The sequence below is a fragment of the Sphingobacterium sp. CZ-UAM genome (genome assembly GCF_002000245.1).
GTDB lineage: Bacteria > Bacteroidota > Bacteroidia > Sphingobacteriales > Sphingobacteriaceae > Sphingobacterium.
The window spans coordinates 49,399-64,348 of the sequence record NZ_MTCM01000006.1 but is presented as its reverse complement, the minus strand read 5'-3'; the positions used below and the strand labels follow the sequence as shown (position 1 = coordinate 64,348).

The window sequence follows — 14,950 nt, the reverse complement described above, 5'->3', positions numbered from 1 at the left end:
GTTTATTCTTCTAGTTTTTGACTTTGTTCAACTTCCTCTGCAGACGGTAGTTTATCCTCTCCGATTGCCTTCGGATTGAAGATAAAATAAATTCCTGAGAGTGCGACGATCGCTGAGATAATATAAAATAACAACGTGATCAATACGGCATTGTGTGAATCTACATGAAATATGCCCGCTCCCCACATGATGACCAGCTCCCGCATACCTAATCCACCTACTGAAAAAGGAATGATAGATACTAACGAAGATGCGAGAAATAGAAATAAATATGGTGAGAACTTCCCATTGAACCCTAATGCATAAAGGATCAGAATTGCGGCAATTACTTGCATGGATTGTACACCTATAGCTTTTAAATGTGCCTTTAAAAAAGTTGCCTTATATTCTTTGAAAAATTTTGTGACGATAAAATAATAAAGGATACTACCCAATATAAATAATATGATCGTTAAGTAATTTGGTATGCCCAACTGCGGCATGTAGGTAATTAAAGCTGCAATGATTAGGCATAAGGCCCATAGACCACTTAGCCGATCTAAGAATAGGGCTGTAAATAATTTCCTGCCTTTGATACTGAACCTTTTCCGAAGAAAGAATATCTTGTAGCCATCTCCACCTACACCTCCTGGTAGAATAAGGTTGTAGAATAGACCCAATTGGTAGAGCTTTAAATTATATTTCTCTGATACATCCAGGCCGATTGCCCGTAGAAAAGTCAATAAGCGGGAAGAGGAGATAAAAATTGAGACACTATAGGCTAAGAGCGCTAGAAATAAATAGATGGGATTTGAATTAATGACAGCTTCTTTGAGATCTTTGAGTGAAACTTTGCTGAAAACCCAATATAAGGCTCCTACAGTAACGACAATCTTTAGTATGTTTTTTAGGATTTTTAAACCTTTTTTTTTATCCATAGAAGTTTATTTTTCCAATCTTGATCGATTATACGATTTTGGAAAATTCAAAGTTAGGAACTTTGTCGAATTGTGCAATTTAACTTAGGCAATACTTGGGTAAATTCTTGAATACAATAAGATCAAATATAAAATACCAAATATAGTAGCCAGGGAAAATAGCCAATTTAGGTCAATTCTATTATATTTGTGCTTAAGCACGGCAATCATTAATCCAACGATAAAACAAAATAATAAAATAGGGGCAATGAATGAAACCTTATTTGTAAAAGCGAGACTGATTTGGCTTAATTTTGCTTTCGCTTCTTGTCCCAGGAACAGGGGATAGGCAGCGAAGGCCAGGAGGATAATGAATAACCTCAAAAGAGTTTTTGCAATTATTTTGCTTATGGTATGATTTTTGGCTGTAACCTTCATGAGCTGTGGATTAATTTACCCCAAAAATACAATTTGAAATTAAAATTTAAACATATGAATCGATTCGTTTTATCATTAGCAACTGTTTTTGCTACGGTGACTTTGTTTTCTTGTGGTGCACAAAAGCAAGGTACATCATCTGGAAACCCTGGTAATGGTTCTTCCAATACAAGTGCAGCGTCTGGACCGAGCGCCTCAGAGTGGAAATCTGCTGTGAAAGGAACCTGGACACTAAATTCAATCGATAGAGAAAATTTGCCTTCTACTTTCACGATTAAAAGTGTCTTTGAAGAAGCTCCGGCTGAGTGTTTTGTTGGTAGTAACTGGAATTTTATTGGCAATGGGAAGGGATCAATCACGTTCAATGCTCAAGGTACGCTATGTGCTCCGGGCGCATCACGTGAGATTTTTTGGTCTATATATAATCCGGGAAAAGGTCTAGGTGAGCCGCAATTCCAATTTAAAAAAATCTACGCAGGAGACAAAGCTAAGAATGTAACAACAGGTTACCGCCTGGATTTGTCTTATTCTGATGGGAACAAATTGGTCATGAAAATGCCGTTGACAGTCGCCAATGGTGAAGCTTATTTAGTATTTAATTTCTCGCGTGTAAACTAAGGTCAAACGAGAAAAAATGAATAACAAAAAGCTATAGGAATTCCTATGGCTTTTTTTGTTGAAAATTTAATACTTTTACAGTCCGAATCCGTCCTGATTTATTCAAAGTGGAAGCGAGCGAGTTGATGGATGAGACTGAAAAGCAAGTTCTGAATGGATAATCGCTTTTTGAAGTCCATAAATCGGATTGCTTCATTACCTTGTAAAAACAGATTGATCGGATGCTAACAGTATGATACCCAGGATTAGGAGGGGAGATGCTTAATATAAAATAGAAATATGGCTGAACAAAACACGAAAACTGCATTGATAACAGGTATTACAGGTCAAGATGGTGCCTATTTAGCAGAATTCCTATTGAAAAAAGGTTATAAGGTTCATGGGCTAAAGCGCCGTAGCTCCCTGTTCAATACTGATCGTATAGATCACCTTTATCAAGATCCCCATCTTGACAATAGAAATTTTACATTGCATTTTGGTGATTTGACAGACTCAACCAATTTGATCCGTGTTATTCAGGAAACTCAACCGGATGAAATTTATAATCTTGCTGCCCAATCCCATGTAAAAGTAAGCTTTGATACACCTGAATATACAGCTAATGCTGATGGTATCGGTACGCTCCGTATATTGGAAGCAGTCAGATTGCTTGGAATGATTGAGAAGACACGTATTTATCAGGCATCGACCTCCGAGCTATATGGTTTGGTGCAAGCGGTACCGCAAAGTGAGACAACTCCCTTTTATCCAAGAAGTCCTTATGCCGTTGCCAAAATGTACGGCTATTGGATTACGGTAAACTATCGTGAAGCTTACAACATGTATGCCTGTAACGGAATTTTATTCAATCACGAAAGCCCGGTCAGAGGGGAAACTTTTGTGACCCGTAAAATAACGCGGGCAGTGGCAAAGATTGCATTAGGACTACAGGACAAACTTTATCTTGGAAACCTGTCTGCTCAGCGCGACTGGGGACATGCAAAAGATTATGTTGAAGCAATGTGGCTGATCCTGCAACAGGAAAAACCTGAGGATTTTGTAATCGCAACGGGAGTTACTACAACGGTTAGAGATTTTGTTCGTTTGGCTTTTGCCGAATTGGGGATAGAAATAGAATTTAGTGGGAAAGGTGAGCAGGAAAAGGGTGTTATAATTGATGTGGATGAGGAGCGTCTAGCCGCATTAAATATTGATAGATCATTGATTAAATTCGGACAAACCGTTGTTAAGGTAGACCCCGCTTATTATCGGCCAACCGAGGTTGATTTACTTATTGGAGATCCAACAAAAGCAAATACCAAACTGGGCTGGACACCTAAATATGATCTGCAAATGTTGGTAACGGATATGGTACAATCCGATCTTCATTTGATGAGGAAGGAAGAATACCTGAAACAAGGTGGTTTTGAGACCCTGAACTATTTTGAATAATTCATAATTAATAAAGAAAAAATAAAACTGGAATAATTTTTGTTTAAACATTCAAATGGTATGAATCACTAAGTTCATATGATGAAAATGACAGTGCATGTATTATGATGAATTCAGAAGTTGTTTCGAGTAAAAAGGAAGACGAAAAGAAGAAAGATTCTTCTAAGGTGTATTTCTTCATCATCGCGATAGCGGCATTACTCGCAACGAATATATATTTTTATGTTAAGTTTAAGACGAACGGAGAAAAAGTCTATGCCTTAACAGTGGAAAAAGAAAACCTTCAGGTACAGATCGATCGGATAGAAGCCGAATTGGATAAGATTGATATTGAAAATGTTCAATTGACTCCAGAAATGACTGTACAAAAAGAGGATTCGCGAGCAGAGATTGCAGAGCTCCGTAAGAAACTCGAAGATAAGAGTATAAATTCTAAGGATATTGATGACGCTCAACGCAAAATAAACCTGTTAAAAAAGCAGGTTGATAACTATCGCGTAGATGTTCAGCGATTGATTCAAGAGAATCAGATTTTATCGAAGCAAAATTCGAATTTGAATGAGTCTGTAGTCGAGAAAAATAAACAAATTAATTCTTTGACCACGACTAATTCTGAATTGAAGGAAAAGGTGACCACAGCATCTGCGTTGAAAGTGTCAAATATAAGTATCAACGGGCTTGAAATTAAAAGAAATGGAAAGGAATCTGTTGAAGAACGTGCGAAGCGCGTAGATAAATTAAAGATCAATTTTACTGTCGCAGACAACCCGCTTGCTAAAATTGGAGAACGTGACATTTTCATAAGAATCATCGACCCTCAAGGGAATCTTGTCGTGCAGGGAGATAATATTTTCTTGGTGCATGGCGAAAAACTACAGTATACGTTTAAGCATAATATTTTGTTTACGAATAAGGGTGAAGATTATGTCGTATATTGGGCTGCTGAAGATGGTTTTGCTAAAGGAGCATATACCGTATTGCTTTATGAGGATAATGCGATCATGGGTAGATCAGCTGTCGTATTACGCTAAGGATATACTTTACTAAATTAAAAAAGCGGCAGTCCAAATACGGGCTGCCGCTTTTTTAATTTAGTATAGGCACTTTCCACAGAAATTTTAAATATTCATTGCTGGGCCTAGTGCTACATTTTGCTGGCTTCCATTATTCTGCAAATCAATTTCATATCGGTCTTTCACCCTTGTTTGCTTGAGGAATCGAACTAACCGAGACTCGCGGACTAAGCTTCAAAATAGATCACAACGGATAGAATTATTTGCTTAATCAAGTTTTCCTGGCAATTCTTGTTTTCTCGGGATCTCGCTTCCTATAGCCCTCAGCGCAAAGGGACTAAAGGCATGCGGAACATATAAGCGATGTAATTTCTATAAATAAGGATTTACGGAAGCTTTTGATGGTATTCCTTGCCCTTGGATCATGGTTTTTCGATAAATACCCAGGGCTCTTTATGAGGAAAGTTTTGATCGTGGATATTCTAAAATCCACGATAACTAAGACTCTATTTGTTGCAGGGGCAGTAAAATATGGAATGTCGTGCCTTCACCCTCCGTTGTCTCAAAATATATCTGCCCATTACTCGCTTCAATAGTTTTCTTCACAAGCACCAAGCCAAGACCATTTCCAGAACTTTTTGTCGTAAAGTTGATCTGGAATATTTTATCTTTCATTGCTTCAGGAATGCCATAGCCATTATCTTTGACATCTATTTTGACAAATTTATCGGAGTATCGTTCGATAGAGATGTCTATCTTCATGTTTTTTCGTCCATAACCTCCTTCAATGGCATTTTTTATCAAATTATTGAACGTGCGCAATAACTCATTTCCATCTGCCTTAACAATTAAGGTTTTCTGATCAGCGTTATTTATTAATCGGATATTGACATTTGGTGTGTTATCGTATACTGATATCGACTTCGTTATCTTCTCCACAATATTAATATTTTCCATTACTGTCGTTGGAAATTTTGCAAAATGAGAAAACTCCGAAGCGATTTGTGTTAAAGCATCGATTTGTTCAATAAATGAAGTTGAGAATTTATTGAAGCGATCTGGGAATCTCGGATCATCATCTTTGTATGATCTTCTGAGCTGCTGTATGCCTAATTTCATTGGCGTTAGCGGATTTTTGATCTCATGTGCAATCTGCTGAGCCATTTCCCGCCAGGTCGATTCACGTTCGGTATCCTTTATTTTATTGGCGTAGTCTTCCAGCTTGATGATCATGAGGTTGTACTCTTTGATCAATGTACCTATTTCGTCATTTCGTTGCCAGAATAAAGGTTCGTTGGGTTGTCCTAATCGTAATTGGGATATTTTTTTACTGATTATACTGAGTGGATTGGTAACACTATTGGCCACGAAAGTTGCATAAAAACCAAAGCCAATGATAATGAGTGAATAAATATTGACAATGGTGTTTAATAATAGATTTTTATTGATATTCTCTTCTTTTTGAAGGGAGAAGTTCGGGATGCCGATATAGGCCAATGTACTATAATCTTTGTCTCTTATTGTGGCATAACTCGTCTCAAACTGGAACGTTCCGATACGCTCATCTTCTATTGTTTCTGATTTTTTGAGTAGGGAGAGGTTTTTGAGCGCTGCCGGATTAATAAATGTGGAGAAAAGTTCCAGATCATAAATTCTGCGCTGGGAACTATAGAGTAACCTGCCCGATTTTGAGTATAAGTTGAAATCCTTGGATATTGTTTCCGATAAAGTCTTTAGAATACTAATAAGCTGATTTTCATTAGAAACCTGGTCGGTATAAGTCAACATATTTTCCATCCGTTTACCTAGCTCGATGATAAAGCGCTCTTTGCTATTTCTGTTATTGTTGTAAAGCTGTTTATTTATGCTGATATATGAAATTACAGCTGATATCAGAATGGCTAATATAACCGAAGAAATAATAGAGGTCTGAATACGTGTAGAATACTGTATTTTGTTGATGATTTTATAGAACTGATATTTTAAGTTACGGACGGTAAGTTTCGTATTCTTGAGAAAGATATAAAATGATGTCGCATAATGGAAAACCATGAAGATCATGAAAAAAATCAAAAACAGAAAGGAGGTTGTAGCTATATAATCCCAGAAAGAAGGCTTTTGTTTACTAATGATATAAGTTGAAAAGCTATTAGCCACATACGCAATGTGCAGGTACGAATCTCGATCCAGTATTTCAATATATTTTCCTGGTGTAGCATTTAATCCCCGGAGGTTATTTTCATACGTATATTTTCCAAACTGGGTAACCAACGAACCACCCTTATACAAAGCAATCGAATAGTCGTCCTTATTATAGTATTGCGAATTATTAATCCGCATATCTGTTAATATCTCGGGATAGGGTACCGTGTAGCTAAAATCCTTATTTGAAAGATTGATGATTACGTTGATGATCCTATTTTGATCAATTGCCACTGGAATGATCGAAAAGTATTCATGGGTTCCCAGTTCAGCACTGGCACGGTAGAAATTTTGAGTAACTTTTATCGACTTGTTGATTACTTTTTCCCTATACTCATTAATTCTGTTTTGATCATTTGGATTTATTGGAATATTATTCTGATTATAGTAATAGGCCTTAAATTCATATTTGGAGAGGTATCCACTAAAGTATTTCTTCTTGATGAAGTCATTGATTCCCTCTGTATTGGTATTGGGAAGACTGATGTTAAAGAGGTGTTTTAATTCTTTATCATTGGAGATACCACTTTCAATGTCCGAAAATAGTGAAACAGCATTTAGATCGTCTTCTGACTGTAGATTGTTCAATAATATCTTCATGTCAATAAGATCCCGTTCTTGGTAGAAACGTGCATGAGTAATTGTACTTATGATAGCCCAAAGAATCAAAACAGCAATGTAGTTCGTCAATATATGCCTGTCGAAATATTTCTCGCCAAAGGATTTTATTAGAATAATTAAAGCTAAAAGCAGATTAACAAGGCTGTTTTTTTCAATGTAGATTGAAATAACGAGAATGACAAAAATGACACTTGCTAATTGAATATTTAATAGTTGGGTGGGCTTTAATTCTAACTTTTTAAGAAAGAATAATACGAGGTCAATATAAATACTCAATGCTAAAATCCCCATGCCAACGATACCAAGATCCACCCAGCTTAGGAAATGTAGATCAACGAGTTTGGTAAAGTCAAAATAGATATTATTTGAATGGGTAATTAACGTACCGGCTATATCATATAAAAGCGCAAAGAATAAGTATATACTTAGGACAAATCCAATCGCAATAGGGAGTTTAAAGATCCGGAGGGCTTTTATTTTATCGAAATTGAGTTCTTTACGAATAGAATAGATAAATAGTATGAGCCAGAGGATCAATATTGTGGTTGATAAAACGGACCAAATATTAGGGAAGAAGCTATTGTAAGCATAGTTGCGGGAATCGAATATAGCGAACGTCGCATTTTCAGAAAGCAAATTCCATTTCAGATCCGCGAATTTGACAAGAATAAATACGCCTGCGAGTAGTGCTACCGCTGCCCAAGCTCTTCTGGTCTTAGCCATGTGTAGACAGAGGCTATTGAAGAATATCAATAGAGCAATCCATGCCAGTAACCAGCAGAAGAACTGCAAAATGGTATAGATATTTTCGTGATCACCTTCTTTGAGCTTAACGGAAAACAGATAGGATCCCTCCGAACTATAGATATTTTTGATTGCAACCGTATCGGTATAAGATGCAATGTCAATATTTCGTGTGTCGAAGAAATTTCGTCGTAAAGAAGAGTTTAAATACGGATTATTGTTATTGGTATAAGGCTTAACAAGGACATAGGCAAGTATACTTATATTTCCAATTGTTTTTTTACGAACGATGTAGGAACGATTATCATCCTGTACAAAATTGGACTTTTCCAGAAAACCCTGATCAGTAATGGGAACAAATAAATGTGTGCTCCACATTTTCGGTTCGTGATCCTTAAATAGGAATAGATAAACCTTTTCATCATTTTTATACCTTTCAAAAGCTTGATAGACAGCTATAGGATATTGATCGTAATTCTTGAATGTTTTTAGCAGCAGTGAGTCCTTAAAAATGCGGTCTACTTTTTTCTCTTGTTCGGTTATATAATCATTGAGCGATTTTGTATCAATATCAAGTATTTCTTTATTTGTAACAGATTCTTTGATGGTGATCGCTGTTCCTATAAAGCAAAGTGTTAAGATCAGTAGTAGTAAACGAATTTTTATACCAGAATTCACGTGAGTCAATTTACATTATTGTAAATATAAAAAAAAGTCCTTGCTTTCTTAGGGCAAGGACTTTTATATTATTTTATGCTAAACGCGCTATTATGCGTGTGGTTCTTCTTGTCTGAAGATTTTAGCAGTCAAATACTCGCGGTTTAAACGAGCGATATTCGTTAATTTAATACCTACCGGACATTCTGCTTCGCAAGCACCGGTATTCGTACAGTTACCAAAACCTTCAGCATCCATTTGATCTACCATTGCTTGTGCACGTTCGTAACGCTCAGTTTGACCTTGAGGTAACAATGCGAATTGAGATACTTTAGCCGAAACGAATAACATTGCAGAAGCATTTTTACAAGCTGCAACACAAGCACCACAACCGATACATGTAGCCGATTCGAAAGCTTCATCAGCAATACGTTTAGGAATAGGAATTGTATTGGCGTCAGGAACACCACCTGTATTGATATTTACATATCCACCTGCTTGTTGAATGCGGTCAAAAGCCGTACGATCAACTGCTAGGTCTTTCAACACTGGAAATGCCGCAGCTCTCCAAGGTTCGATGACGATCGTCTGTCCATCGTGGAAGCTACGCATGTGTAATTGACATGTTGTCGTACCTTCTTTAGGACCATGTGGACGACCGTTGATAACTAATGAACACATTCCGCAGATTCCTTCACGACAGTCGTGATCGAAATATACAGGGTCTTCACCTTTACGTGTCAATTCCTCATTCACAATATCAAGCATCTCTAAGAAAGACATATCATCAGCGATGTTATTTGCCTGATAAGTTACAAATTGACCTTTATCTTTATCATTTTTTTGACGCCAAACTTTCAGCGTTAAATTCATATGTTGTGCCATGATAATTTTCCTTCTTATTTATAACTTCTTTGTGTTAACTGAACGTTTTCGAATACCAAGTCTTCCTTGTGTAATTGCTCTGGTACATTGTCTCCTTTGTATTCCCAAGCAGATACATAAGCGAATTCCTCGTCATTACGTTTTGCTTCACCTTCTTCAGTTTGGCTTTCCAGACGGAAGTGACCACCACAAGACTCAGCGCGTTGCAATGCATCCACAACCATTAATTCACCCAATTCCAAGAAGTCTGCTACACGGCCAGCTTTCTCTAAAGAAAGATTTAATTCTTCGTTTTCTCCAAGAACTCTAACATTCGTCCAGAATTCTTTTTTCAATTCCTGGATCAAACCTTGTGCTTTTTGTAATCCTTCAGCTGTACGAGCCATTCCACAATATTCCCACATGATGTGGCCTAATTTTTTGTGGATATCATCAACAGTTTGTGTACCATTTAATGATAACAATTTGTTGATTTTTGCTTCGACCTCTTTACGTGTAGATTCGAATGCAGGATGGCTGTGATCTACTGGTGCGAAAGAACCTAATTTAGCAAGGTAATCACCCACAGTGTAAGGAATAACGAAATAACCATCAGCAAGACCTTGCATCAATGCCGAAGCACCTAAGCGGTTCGCACCGTGGTCAGAGAAGTTACACTCACCTAATGCATACAAACCAGGGATTGTCGTCATCAAGTTGTAATCAACCCATACACCACCCATTGTATAGTGAACCGCAGGGTAGATACGCATTGGTTGTTTATAAGGGTTTTCGTCAGTGATCTGGTAGTACATGTCAAATAAGTTACCATATTTAGCACGTACAGCATCTTCGCCTAAACGACCGATCGCTTCTTTGAAATCCAAGAATACCGCGAAACCAGTTTTACCAACACCACGACCATCATCAACAGCTTCTTTTGCATTACGTGATGCTACGTCACGAGGCACTAAGTTACCGAATGAAGGGTATTTACGTTCCAAGAAATAATCTCTGTCGTCTTCTTTGATATCATTGGCTTTGATTTCGCCTTTGCGCAACTTCTCAGCCATTTCCTGAGTCTTAGGAACCCATACACGGCCGTCGTTACGTAAAGACTCAGACATCAATGTCAATTTGGATTGATGATCTCCAGTTACAGGAATACAAGTTGGGTGAATTTGCGTGTAACAAGGGTTAGCGAAGTAAGCACCACGTTTGTGCGCTCTCCAAGCTGCTGTAACGTTACATCCCATTGCGTTTGTAGACAAGAAGAATACGTTACCATAACCACCAGTACACATCAATACAGCATGTGCTGCATGTGTTTCAACCTTACCCGATACCAAGTCACGAGTTACGATACCTTTGGCATGACCGTCGATCATGACCAAATCCAACATCTCATGACGCGTATATGATTTTACTTTTCCTTTTTTGATTTGACGGTTTAATGCTGAATAAGCACCCAACAATAACTGTTGTCCAGTTTGACCACGTGCGTAGAATGTACGGCTTACCTGTGCACCACCGAAAGAACGGTTGTCCAATAAACCTCCGTATTCACGCGCAAAAGGAACACCTTGTGCAACACATTGGTCAATGATGTTTACAGATACTTCGGCCAAACGGTAAACGTTTGCCTCGCGTGAGCGGTAGTCACCACCTTTGATTGTATCGTAAAATAAACGGAATACAGAGTCACCATCATTTTGGTAGCTCTTTGCCGCATTAATACCACCTTGAGCCGCAATAGAGTGCGCCCGACGAGGTGAATCTTGGTAACAGAAAGTAATTACATTATATCCTAACTCAGCTAAAGATGCTGCCGCGGATGCACCAGCAAGACCTGTACCAACAACGATAATGGTAAATTTACGTTTGTTAGCAGGGTTAACCAACTTAAGATTAAATTTATGATTTGACCACTTTTGGGCTAATGGGCCCGCTGGTACTTTTGAATCTAACATATCTCTTAATTTTATATTGAATCATAAGGCCTAAACCTTATCTTAAAAGATTCTGAATTATTTAAAGAAGAAAAACAATGGCATTATTGCAAAGCCAATTGGAATTAATACTCCAAATACCCAAACTCCGATTGCTCTGATAATTCCAATATATCTTCTGTGGTTAAAACCTAAAGTTTGGAACGCGGACTGGAAACCGTGAATTAAGTGGAATGCCAAAGCCGCCATTGCAATAATGTATAAAGCGACTAAAGCTACATTTTTGAAGGCAAAGTCAACTTGTTTGTACAAATCTCTTGCTTTCAAGATTTGAACATTGTTTTCTACCGTTTCTTGGTAGTCGTGGAATTCAGAAGCTTGAAGTTCTCTCGCTGTTGTCTGTCCAGTTGCCAAATCAGTACGGTATTCGATGTAAGGTACCTGATCATTGTGAAACTTCCACCAAAAATTTGACATGTGCGTCGCTAAGAATACTAAAATGACAGTACCTAAGATACCCATGTTGCGTGAATTCCACTTACTGTTTGCTTGACCATCATATTTGGCATAACCAATAGGACGGGCGGCTTTGTTTTTCATCGACAATGTAATGGCGTAGATGACGTGAACGATGACCGAAGCGTACAATAAGTAAGAAACAACTTTGATTGGTGTAAAGTGAGTCATGAAATAAGCGTATTTGTTGAACGCTAGACCCGCATCATCTTTAAATAATTGCAAGTTACCAACCAAGTGAACAACTAGGAATAAACATAGGAAGATTCCTGTTAAGCTCATGATTAGCTTCTTCCCAATCGAAGAACTGAAAACTGGCTTTGATTTACTCATTATCCTTGTAATTTAATTTTAATTAGGCAAATCTACTATTTGCTATTAAATATGATACCATTTTGACAAGAAAAAGCAATAATTTAGAACGGTTCTAAAGTTTTTTAAAATAAAAAGTCCGTTTTGAATAAAAACGGACTTTTTTGCTCGTATATGTACTCGAGTTAGCGTGCTATAGAATACTGAATAATCTATAGCCTAAACCGATACTCCACATGTTGATTTTTGGATTTGCCTGGCTTTCGTTATTAACTTTGTTTAAACCCATTTCATAACGTAAGTCTACACGCAAGCTTGAGATATCAGCACCAACACCAAATGCCCAAGATGTGCCACTTTTCTTGTAGTTATTTGGGTCTAAGTTAGCAATTACCTTATCTTGTTTATCATCTACTTTAAATGAAAAGATTGGACCGGTTTGGATTCGCGCGCCAATCGGGCCTAAACCAAAACGTTTACCTAATAACACAGGAATATCAACAGTTGTAAATTTAACGTCAGTTGATTCTCCTTCAGCATTAGTTACTTTTGTATTTTTTCCTGTTAAATAGACCTCAGGCTGAACGTGAAATCCTAAAACGCCAACACGGCCATAAAGACCTGCCTGATACCCTGCTTTATTGTCGGAATTGAAATATTTGCCATCACTTTTAAACTTAGAGAAGTTTAAAGCTCCTTTTAAACCGACCTCAAAGCCAGGTAAAAGCTGTGCTTGAGCAGTTGCTATGCTACCACAAATTAAGAGTAATGCTGGTAAAATCTTTTTCATAATCTTTTATTTATGTATATATTGTATCTTTAAACAAACTTTTACAAGTTTGGTAAAGATATACAAATTTTATACCTAAATCATAGTTATGCTGAAAATTAACGAAGACCAATGGCAGGTTGCCAAAGAAAAACTCCGTCGCAAGTACAACCATCTAAGTGATGAGGATCTGGCTTTTCAGGCAGGTGAGGAAGATAAATTGATCAATAGACTCTCGTCGCGTTTAAGACGCAAGCCCTCTTATATAATATTTACAATTGGTAAGGAAATTCAAGATATCAATAGCAATAGGTTATGAGTGATACCATTAGTTGGGCAGATTTTGAAAAAGTAGATTTACGGGTCGGAACCATTTTGGAGGTGCAGGATTTTCCAAAAGCTAAAAAGCCGGCTTATCAATTAAAGCTTGATTTTGGAAGTGAAATTGGTATATTACAAAGTAGTGCCCAGATTACAGTACATTATAGTAAGGAAGAACTGGTCGGAAAACAGGTTGTCGCAGTGGTGAATTTTCCAAGGAAACAGATTGCCAATTTTTTCTCCGAGTGTTTGGTAACGGGTTTTGCAGATGAAAACGGGGATATTATTTTGACTTCTGTGGACAGAAAATTACCAAATGGGTCGAAACTTAGTTAAGTTTGTGGCATGACATTTATAGATTTTGAAGGAACACAATTAATCGATAGCGACGAGTCATTTATGCGCATGGCGCTAAATGAGGCAAAGAAAGCTTTTGAAGAGGGGGAGGTTCCTATTGGTGCTGTTATCGTTCATAAAGGACGTATTATCGGTAAAGGGCATAATCTCACACAGCGATTGAATGATGTAACGGCTCATGCTGAAATGCAAGCCTTTACAGCAGCAGCAAATTATCTTGGTGGAAAATATCTGGACGACTGCACGTTATATGTGACCATAGAACCCTGTATCATGTGTGCTGGTGCAGCATATTGGACACATATCAGTAAAATTGTCTATGGTGCCAAGGATGAAAAGCGGGGTTATTCTCATTTCCATGATAAAATATTACACCCCAAGACCGTCGTTACCCAAGGTGTTTTGCAGGATGAATGCGCCGATTTGGTAAAATCATTTTTTCGTCAAAAACGTTAACGAAATATAGAATTTATTGTAACACATAAAAACATAACAGGCTATATTGTGTTATATTTGTATATATAAACGAAGTAATAAACATTTAAAATAAAATAGATATGGCATTTGAATTAGAAGCGTTACCATACGCAGCCGACGCATTAGAACCACATATTGACAAGACTACAATGGAAATCCACCATGACAGACACCATCAGGCATACGTGGACAACTTAAATAAAGCTATCGCAGGAACAGATGCAGAGAACTTATCTTTATTGGATATCATCAAGAATGTAAGTAAATATTCTGCAGCGGTTCGTAACAATGGTGGTGGCCACTATAACCACTCTTTATTTTGGAAAGTTTTGGGGCCAAATGCTGGAGGAGCTCCAACAGGTGAATTGGCAGAAGCAATCAATGCTGCTTTTGGTTCATTTGATGAATTGAAAAAACAACTTCAAGCTGCAGGTGCTACACGTTTTGGATCGGGCTGGGCATGGCTGATCGTAGGAGCTGATGGTAAATTAGCGGTAACTTCTACACCAAATCAAGACAATCCATTGATGGATGTTGCTGAAGTAAAAGGAACACCAATTTTAGGTATTGATGTTTGGGAACATGCATATTACTTGAAATTCCAAAATAAACGTCCAGCTTATTTGGAGGAAATCTTTAATGTAATCAATTGGGATGCCGTAGCACAAAATTATGCTGCCGCAAAATAATTGACCATTTTGATAAGTACAAAAGGAAGCGACAATAAGAATTTATTGTCGCTTCTTTGCTTTAAGGGATATAGGG

The 14,950-nt window shown here is 37.5% G+C and carries 13 protein-coding genes; 7 read left to right on the top strand and 6 right to left on the bottom strand.

Annotated features, from left to right (window positions below; translation table 11 throughout):
• Nucleotides 1-2 precede the first annotated feature (2 nt).
• Nucleotides 3-917, bottom strand: coding sequence for a lysylphosphatidylglycerol synthase transmembrane domain-containing protein (locus BWD42_RS19515; RefSeq protein WP_077438096.1), 915 nt, complete (start codon nucleotides 915-917; stop codon nucleotides 3-5).
• A 471-nt stretch (nucleotides 918-1,388) separates the two neighbouring features.
• Here BWD42_RS19515 and BWD42_RS19505 point away from each other — a divergent pair, with 471 nt between their 5' ends.
• From BWD42_RS19505 to BWD42_RS19495, 3 genes are all read left to right on the top strand, one after another.
• Nucleotides 1,389-1,952 (top strand): lipocalin family protein, encoded by a 564-nt coding sequence (locus BWD42_RS19505; protein WP_077438303.1) that lies wholly within the window; start codon nucleotides 1,389-1,391, stop codon nucleotides 1,950-1,952.
• A gap of 279 nt (nucleotides 1,953-2,231) precedes the next feature.
• Nucleotides 2,232-3,383 (top strand): GDP-mannose 4,6-dehydratase, encoded by a 1,152-nt coding sequence (gene gmd, locus BWD42_RS19500; protein WP_077438094.1) that lies wholly within the window; start codon nucleotides 2,232-2,234, stop codon nucleotides 3,381-3,383.
• Nucleotides 3,384-3,487: 104 nt separating this feature from the next.
• Nucleotides 3,488-4,414, top strand: a complete 927-nt coding sequence (locus BWD42_RS19495; protein WP_139351219.1) for a hypothetical protein — start codon at nucleotides 3,488-3,490, stop codon at nucleotides 4,412-4,414.
• Between the two features lie 480 nt (nucleotides 4,415-4,894).
• Here the strand turns inward: BWD42_RS19495 and BWD42_RS19490 are convergent, their stop codons facing one another.
• The 5 genes from BWD42_RS19490 to BWD42_RS19470 all read right to left on the bottom strand — a co-directional run bounded on the left by BWD42_RS19490 (nucleotide 4,895) and on the right by BWD42_RS19470 (nucleotide 13,051).
• The gene (locus tag BWD42_RS19490; RefSeq protein WP_077438092.1) at nucleotides 4,895-8,641 is read right to left on the bottom strand and encodes a HAMP domain-containing sensor histidine kinase; all 3,747 of its coding nucleotides are present in this window, start codon (nucleotides 8,639-8,641) and stop codon (nucleotides 4,895-4,897) included.
• A 90-nt stretch (nucleotides 8,642-8,731) separates the two neighbouring features.
• Nucleotides 8,732-9,505, bottom strand: a complete 774-nt coding sequence (locus tag BWD42_RS19485) for a succinate dehydrogenase/fumarate reductase iron-sulfur subunit (protein WP_175992101.1) — start codon at nucleotides 9,503-9,505, stop codon at nucleotides 8,732-8,734.
• 14 nt (nucleotides 9,506-9,519) lie between these two features.
• Complete coding sequence (locus BWD42_RS19480) at nucleotides 9,520-11,454, bottom strand: fumarate reductase/succinate dehydrogenase flavoprotein subunit (protein WP_077438091.1); 1,935 nt, start codon at nucleotides 11,452-11,454, stop codon at nucleotides 9,520-9,522.
• Nucleotides 11,455-11,511: 57 nt separating this feature from the next.
• The gene (locus tag BWD42_RS19475) at nucleotides 11,512-12,282 is read right to left on the bottom strand and encodes a succinate dehydrogenase cytochrome b subunit (protein ID WP_077438090.1); all 771 of its coding nucleotides are present in this window, start codon (nucleotides 12,280-12,282) and stop codon (nucleotides 11,512-11,514) included.
• A gap of 172 nt (nucleotides 12,283-12,454) precedes the next feature.
• Nucleotides 12,455-13,051, bottom strand: a complete 597-nt coding sequence (locus BWD42_RS19470) for a porin family protein (protein ID WP_077438089.1) — start codon at nucleotides 13,049-13,051, stop codon at nucleotides 12,455-12,457.
• 88 nt (nucleotides 13,052-13,139) lie between these two features.
• Between BWD42_RS19470 and BWD42_RS19465 the strand changes: the two genes are divergently transcribed.
• From BWD42_RS19465 to BWD42_RS19450, 4 genes are all read left to right on the top strand, one after another.
• Nucleotides 13,140-13,349 (top strand): hypothetical protein, encoded by a 210-nt coding sequence (locus tag BWD42_RS19465; RefSeq protein ID WP_077438088.1) that lies wholly within the window; start codon nucleotides 13,140-13,142, stop codon nucleotides 13,347-13,349.
• Entirely contained in the window at nucleotides 13,346-13,687 is a 342-nt protein-coding gene (locus tag BWD42_RS19460) for a tRNA-binding protein (RefSeq protein ID WP_077438087.1), read from the top strand. The genes BWD42_RS19465 and BWD42_RS19460 overlap by 4 nt, the downstream gene beginning before the upstream one ends.
• Before the next feature lie 9 nt (nucleotides 13,688-13,696).
• Entirely contained in the window at nucleotides 13,697-14,164 is a 468-nt protein-coding gene (locus BWD42_RS19455; protein ID WP_077438086.1) for a nucleoside deaminase, read from the top strand.
• Nucleotides 14,165-14,265: 101 nt separating this feature from the next.
• Nucleotides 14,266-14,874, top strand: coding sequence for a superoxide dismutase (locus BWD42_RS19450; RefSeq protein WP_077438085.1), 609 nt, complete (start codon nucleotides 14,266-14,268; stop codon nucleotides 14,872-14,874).
• The last annotated feature ends 76 nt before the right edge of the window (nucleotides 14,875-14,950 follow it).

Excerpts from the sequence above, each read along its gene's own strand:
- BWD42_RS19515 (WP_077438096.1), bottom strand. The coding sequence starts at position 917 with ATGGATAAAAAAAAAGGTTTAAAAATCCTAAAAAACATACTAAAGATT.
- BWD42_RS19505 (WP_077438303.1), top strand. The coding sequence starts at position 1,389 with ATGAATCGATTCGTTTTATCATTAGCAACTGTTTTTGCTACGGTGACT.
- gmd (WP_077438094.1), top strand. The coding sequence starts at position 2,232 with ATGGCTGAACAAAACACGAAAACTGCATTGATAACAGGTATTACAGGT.
- BWD42_RS19495 (WP_139351219.1), top strand. The coding sequence starts at position 3,488 with ATGATGAATTCAGAAGTTGTTTCGAGTAAAAAGGAAGACGAAAAGAAG.
- BWD42_RS19485 (WP_175992101.1), bottom strand. The coding sequence starts at position 9,505 with ATGGCACAACATATGAATTTAACGCTGAAAGTTTGGCGTCAAAAAAAT.
- BWD42_RS19480 (WP_077438091.1), bottom strand. The coding sequence starts at position 11,454 with ATGTTAGATTCAAAAGTACCAGCGGGCCCATTAGCCCAAAAGTGGTCA.
- BWD42_RS19475 (WP_077438090.1), bottom strand. The coding sequence starts at position 12,282 with ATGAGTAAATCAAAGCCAGTTTTCAGTTCTTCGATTGGGAAGAAGCTA.
- BWD42_RS19470 (WP_077438089.1), bottom strand. The coding sequence starts at position 13,051 with ATGAAAAAGATTTTACCAGCATTACTCTTAATTTGTGGTAGCATAGCA.
- BWD42_RS19465 (WP_077438088.1), top strand. The coding sequence starts at position 13,140 with ATGCTGAAAATTAACGAAGACCAATGGCAGGTTGCCAAAGAAAAACTC.
- BWD42_RS19460 (WP_077438087.1), top strand. The coding sequence starts at position 13,346 with ATGAGTGATACCATTAGTTGGGCAGATTTTGAAAAAGTAGATTTACGG.
- BWD42_RS19455 (WP_077438086.1), top strand. The coding sequence starts at position 13,697 with ATGACATTTATAGATTTTGAAGGAACACAATTAATCGATAGCGACGAG.
- BWD42_RS19450 (WP_077438085.1), top strand. The coding sequence starts at position 14,266 with ATGGCATTTGAATTAGAAGCGTTACCATACGCAGCCGACGCATTAGAA.